The 1,746-nt window shown below is 72.2% G+C and carries 1 protein-coding gene; it reads left to right on the top strand.

Translation table 11 applies throughout. From position 1 onward, the window contains the following. The first annotated feature begins 177 nt into the window (after positions 1-177). Entirely contained in the window at positions 178-1,332 is a 1,155-nt protein-coding gene (gene nagA / locus ACFXMF_RS47685; RefSeq protein ID WP_360319366.1) for an N-acetylglucosamine-6-phosphate deacetylase, read from the top strand. Positions 1,333-1,746 lie beyond the last annotated feature (414 nt).

Raw genomic sequence — 1,746 nt, 5'->3', positions numbered from 1 at the left:
CTTGGGTTCCCCCACCCCCCCCCACAAAACCACCTTTATTTGGTTCATTGACATTCTTATTGGTTTTAAAATTTTTGTTTTGTTTTCAACAATTGGGGGGGGGGCCCGCCGGCCCCCCCGGGGGGGGCCGCCGAACGCTCGGCCGCGTAGCGGTCCCGCAGGGAAGGAAGGGCACGCGTGGCCGGCATTGGGGCACCTCGCGTGCTTGTGGACGGGGCGCTCGTCGGCCCGGCCGAAGTGGGTGTGGAGCAGGGGCGGATCATCGGCGTGACCGAGGGCCCCGGCGGTCCCGACACCATCCGACTGCCGCACGGTGTACTCACCCCGGGTCTGATCGACATCCAGCTCAACGGCGCGTTCGGACACGACTTCGTGGCCGCCGACGCGACCGCGTGGCGCGAGGTCGCCGCGAAGCTCCCGTCGACCGGGGTCACCGCGTTCTGCCCGACCTTCATCACCGGCGACCTGGACACGCTCACCGCGGCCCTCGTGCGGGCCGCCGAACTGCGCGCCAAATTCGCCCTGGAGCCCATCGCGCGCGACCTGGGCGTGCACCTGGAGGGGCCGTTCCTGTCCCCGGCCCGGGTCGGCACCCACCCGCCGCAGTACCTGCGTGAGCCCACCCCCGAGCTGGTCGACCGCCTGCTGCTGGACGACGCGGTCCGCGAGGCACTCACCCTGATCACCCTGGCACCCGAACTTCCCGGTGCGCTCGAGGCCATTCGGCGCATCGTCGCCACGGGGATCCGAGTCTCGGCCGGACACACGGACGCGACCGCCGCCGAGATGTCCGCCGCCGCGGACGCGGGCGCGACCATGGTCACCCACCTGTTCAACGCGCAACGCGGTCTGGGCCACCGCGAACCGGGCGTGGTCGGCGCGGCGTTGAGCGACCCGCGGCTGACCCCCGGCCTGATCGCGGACCTGCACCACGTGGTGGGCCCGGTCTGCTCGCTGGTCCTGCGCGTCGCCGGCGAGCGCACCGCCCTGGTCACCGACGCGATGGCCGCCGCGGGCATGCCCCCGGGCCGCTACCGCCTCGGCGACGTCGACGTGACCCTGGTCGAGGGCGACGTCCCGCGCAACCTGGACGGCACGATCGCCGGCTCCGCCCTGACCCTGGACCTCGCCGTCCGCAACCTGATCGCCCTGGGCAACCCCCCGGCCCGAGTCCTCACCTGCGCCACCCGAGTCCCCGCCGACGCCCTCGGCCGCCCCGACCTGGGCCGCCTCTCCCCCGGCACCGCCGCCGACCTGGTCTGGTGGAGCGACGACTGGCAAATCCTGAAGACCTGGGTGGGCGGCGTGGTCGCCTACGAGGCCGACATCTGACACACGACCCCGAACGGGCGAGCGCCGCGAAGGGGCTTCACGGCGGCGCTGGGTCGCGAGCCGGCCCGACACGCGCCCGGCGTCGAGCCCGACAGGTGGGCCCGGGTCGCGAGGGCAACGACACACGAGCCCAACCCGACACATGGGCCGGGCTCGCGACCGCAGCGAGCGGGAAGGCCCCGGTCGCAAGCCGAACCCTGCACCCGGTCCGGGGTCGTGAGCGCAGCGGGCCGAGAGGCCCGAGACGTGAGCCGGACTTCACGCCTGAGCCTGGGTCGTGAGCGGAGCGAGCGGGTGGCGGCTTTCGGCGATGCAGCGTTGCTTCTATTGGGCGCCTTCGGCGCCGGCTCGCGAGGCACCACTTTTTTGCTCCGTCGCAGGCTCCTCCACAAAAAAGTGGCCCCTCGCTCGTGA

This window comes from Embleya sp. NPDC059213 (genome assembly GCF_042754445.1).
Lineage (GTDB): Bacteria > Actinomycetota > Actinomycetes > Streptomycetales > Streptomycetaceae > Embleya.
Note: the sequence above shows the minus strand (reverse complement) of the source record. Positions and strands in the feature narration are given on the sequence as shown.